Annotated in this window: 4 protein-coding genes; 1 reads left to right on the forward strand and 3 read right to left on the reverse strand. The window is 42.7% G+C overall.

Annotated elements, in window-relative coordinates:
• Positions 1-607 precede the first annotated feature (607 nt).
• Both M3G15_RS21090 and M3G15_RS21095 read right to left on the reverse strand, forming a co-directional pair.
• Entirely contained in the window at positions 608-1045 is a 438-nt protein-coding gene (locus tag M3G15_RS21090; protein WP_036646317.1) for a hypothetical protein, read from the reverse strand.
• Positions 1046-1324: 279 nt separating this feature from the next.
• Positions 1325-2653, reverse strand: coding sequence for an IS1380 family transposase (locus M3G15_RS21095; protein WP_009227150.1), 1329 nt, complete (start codon positions 2651-2653; stop codon positions 1325-1327).
• Between the two features lie 248 nt (positions 2654-2901).
• On the opposite strand from M3G15_RS21095, the gene M3G15_RS21100 reads away from it, so the two are divergent.
• Complete coding sequence (locus tag M3G15_RS21100) at positions 2902-3474, forward strand: hypothetical protein (RefSeq protein WP_036646315.1); 573 nt, start codon at positions 2902-2904, stop codon at positions 3472-3474.
• 441 nt (positions 3475-3915) lie between these two features.
• Here the strand turns inward: M3G15_RS21100 and M3G15_RS21570 are convergent.
• Positions 3916-4281: DNA-3-methyladenine glycosylase I (locus M3G15_RS21570; protein ID WP_311202313.1), on the reverse strand; the 366-nt coding region annotated here is incomplete at its 5' end.

A 4281-nucleotide genomic window follows, 5' to 3' on the forward strand; every position in this document is an offset into this window, starting at 1 on the left:
TGACGTAAGAAAATAAGCCGGATGTAGATTGTTCCCCACACCCGGCTATTTTGCACGTATGAACTCAGTTGAACGAACTTAAAAGGACGCCGCCAGGCGTTTTTCTTATTCAGTGATCCTAATGGATTGCAAAATCGATAAAAATGACGCCAGCCGTTTCTGTGATTCGGGCTTATTGAACAATTAGGCCGATGAATAATGCAATTGTTTTTCGTCTAAAGAAATGAGAATCCCAAAAACAATCTTTGAAGTGTTTGAAATGTCATTAACCTCCACACAAGCAAAAGCACATGCTAGAAAGGGACAAGTCGATTCCGTTAGTGAGCCGAGCGTTATGTCCTTCACTAGTGTAAGTTCACCATTCCCAATACCCGTTTCAACCAGCTGAGGCACCCAATCGGGTGCCTTCGATTTCGCTCTATAGTTGATACGGAGAACCTTACCCCAATTATCGGCAAGTTTTTCTGTCGAAGTGAGCAAGAGACTGAAAATACACGTGCTATTGCAACTTCTTAGAGTCTTATAAGTTATTAAATAGCTCGATTTTATAATCGAGTTTCTCCAACATCTTATCAGGCTCCTTAGCAACTTGTTTTCTCGAAAATTTTTAAGGTGTGAGAACAATCTTCTCTTCAAACTTCTTATTCCATTTAATTGTAATGATGATATCCTCCCCTTTCCTTGGCAAGAAGTTGGTGTCTATTGAAGGAGAAATGACCTTATCACTGAGGTAACTATCAGTCTCAGAAGTTATAGTTCCACTTAGTTGAGAAACGTTACTGGGACTAGCTATATTATAAGCGACATCAAAAATCAATTCTTTAGAGTTGCGTGGTTCAATAGTACATTGGAGCAAATATTTCGATGCTTCGGAACTTTTTTCAGTCTCTCTTATAGTATAATTAGCCGTCCAATGGTCACTTTGTCCTTGTAAAGAAATGATCTCCTTGCTTATTTTATTGTCAGTTTCCTGCTTAGGATTACTATTACACCCAACGAATACAAAAATAAAAATTAATAAAACAAGACCAAATTTGATTTTCATAGTTACCTCCCAAATTTTGTAATTTAACACTACCAATATTTTCAATATTGGTATATAATAACATTGTAATTATAACCTAAAAAGGAGGATGTTTACATGTTTTTGAGAACCTGAATCCGTGACGCTTTGTATTGCTCGATTGAAAATCTGGTTGTTATTGTAAAATGTGCGATTTTTGACGCTGACAAACTGTTTAATGAGATCGCACTCTGATGGAGCGCATGATCAAACAGACCTTGGCTGACAAGGCCTTATTGACCCCTATAACATTCCATCCTGTCAGGTAAAGGCACAGTAAATACGACGGATAACGGGAAACCACGGACTGTTGCAGCCGAAATTGAATCGAATACCTCGCGCATGTCGAACCAATCTTGCCGCCATGTAAATAATATTCTGGATAACCGTACGAATACGGCGACGCTGCACGTTGTTTCGAATCGGCGAGTCATGCTCACGCAGACTCTCCTGGCCGATGATTCGAAGAAGGTTATAGGCAAACAAGCCGGCATGCAGTACGAGATCATTCGTTGCGAATTTTCCTGCAGGCAGACGCTCCAAATCCAAATCGGTTTTGATTTCGCTGTGGAATTGCTCACTTGTCCCATGATCGCGGTAAAGCTCAATCACTCGTGACGGGGCACAGCGAAGCGACGTCCAATAGACGCTCACTTCAATTTCCGGGAACAGCAACACTTGTCCATCCCGATCAATCGTTCGATGAATGACGTGGAACACTTGGCGAAGGGGGCGGTCGAATCCCTTTTCGCGAAATTCTATCGCGCCGATATATTCGACTTTTCCTTCGCGCTGCTGGCAGGCGATTCCCGTCGTTTCCGCAATGCGCAGCCACATTTCCTTCGGTTCTCTGCGGAGATTGGCCTTGATGATATAGTCGGCTTTCTCGCGATGACAAACATGCAAATTTTCGGCGCTGTCGTTTCCAGCGTCCATGCGAATGAGCAGCGGCAGGTCCGTTGCACGTTTGGCGTATGCGATGCTCTGTTCTAAAAATGCGGCTGTTCCCTTCTGGCAATGCACACTGCCCTCACGCAGTTCCACATTAACGCCATAGCCTTCTTGGCCCAGGTAGGCAAAGATGGGAGCATAGCCGTCAGTCCCTTTGTAAGTACGAGATACGCCTTCTTTCTTTGTGCCGGAATTGTCGAAAGGAGATACGTCGATATCCAGCGGCGCATAAGCCTTTTCACCTGCTGTCAGCCCTGTTAATGGAGCCTTTACCTTGCGAATGAGATCAGCGGATTCCTCAAGTAAAATCCGGTTCCATTCCGGCGTCTGTGCTGCGGCGTCAAGACGCTGGCGAAGAGTCGGGCTGGAGGGGACTTTTTGGAGCTGAAGGCAGATTGTGAATACATCGTCTTTTCGAAACGGCTCAATATGGTCAAAGTCGCTCTTGCCTTGGCAGAGCAGGCCCAGATAGCTCTTCATGACATCGGCGTGGGAATGAATCGGTGTTTTCATACTTTTGATCTTTGTATGATTCAGGCGCTTTCTAAGTCCAGTATGCGCAAGCAAAGCGCCAACGGTTGCAAGACCGGCGTGAGTAGAGAGAATTAACTCTTTCGAGCGGACAAATTGGATCTTCATAGAGCACCTCTCAGGTGAAATTGGAAAAGTTATGATTTTCTTTTAATTTCTTTACCGGAGGTGCTTTTTCCTTCAATTATCTTTAATTTTCAAAGAACCTTTATCACGGATTCAGGGAGAAAAAAAATGATTCTTTTTCTTAGTTCCGTCTTATTAGTTACTTCTTATGGTTCGATTGCAAATGCTGAACAAATTGGTAATAATGAAAATTATCAATTTGTTCAGTCCCATCATGATATGAGGAATTTATGGTAAAGAATATCCTTGATGCAAATGGACAACTAGAGAACTTGGAAACAGGAGAAGTTTACGAACTTGAAGTAGGAGAGATTAAAGTACAAAAGCTAGATGACTTTATGCGAATCCAAACCAACGAAACTGCCACACAATATAAAGCTGAAGCTGTAATAAGTGCAACAACCCACACGCAATCTGGTAATAAGACTGACGACAGTATATCACTTAAGGTCTATGCAACTATTTATTATACTTCTTATTCGAAGGATGGCTTTACTTATGTTGGAATGGATAAAATTGATTATAGATTTGATCTACTCGACAGCTCTGTAACAGTGTCTAATAAACGAATTTTAGTTTCACAAAATGGTGGTGCTGGTTATACAAATGGAGGCAAGGCTGTAACTAATCAACAAGACACCTTAAATGCATTTGATTCTGATACGATACTTGTAAGAAATTGGGGTTGGGATGCAGTTCTGAAATATGGTCTCGCTTATGCTTGTGGTATCAATATTACGGCAACATTACAACGCGGTACACATTCGAGTTGGAATTTCGTATTCAATTTTCCGGTAACCTAATAGTTGGATTTTTATCTTATTGAGGAATCATACTTGTTTTTTTGGGGGAAGGCTTTAGGTAGTAGGTTAGTTAGCTAATAGATTTATAATACTTAACGACGTTGACGCCCATCGATATGTGATGGGCGTTTTTTCTTATCAAAGTCGAGGATCAACGCTGGACTTTATTCAGTTTTAAACTTAGGAGCGACTTCTGATGCAAGCTTATTTTTGACATTACACTCAAATTCTAAGTCCCTAGACCAACCCATGCATAAGGGAGCTTTAGTCTACATTGAAGGGTCATCACTATACAAATGTAATTCGCTCGATTATAAATTAATAAATAGATCTGATCAATTCTCAGGACTAATTCCCCCGATCTATTTTGCTTTCTAAAGCAGACTTCGTTCGTAATCCCTTAGTCGATCGCCAACAAAAGGTAAGGGCGTCAGCTGCCGCTTAACGTTTGCCGGTTACTGCCCGGGGATGCTGGAACTGTTGGCGCGCGAGCTCAACCTCTGCCCTAATGACGCAGTCTTCAACATGATCGTTGAACAACCCCATCGCTTGCATGAAAGCGTACATCGTCGTCGGGCCGACGAATTTCCAGCCTTGCTTTTTGTCCTCTTTCGACAGCGCGATCGATAGCGTCGAAGTGGATGCTGTCTGCGGCTCCGCAAGTTGACTCCGGTCTGACTCCGGTCGGGCTCGTATTTCCAGAAGAAGGCGGCCGATTTGGCAAAGTGCTGGTGCATCTGGAGCATGAGCAGATGTACAGTAAGGAAGATCGGAAAATGGAGTCGTCCCGCTAAGGGACGGCTTTTT

It is taken from the genome of Paenibacillus sp. p3-SID1389, assembly GCF_025151705.1.
In the GTDB taxonomy this organism is placed as follows: domain Bacteria; phylum Bacillota; class Bacilli; order Paenibacillales; family Paenibacillaceae; genus Fontibacillus; species Fontibacillus phoenicis.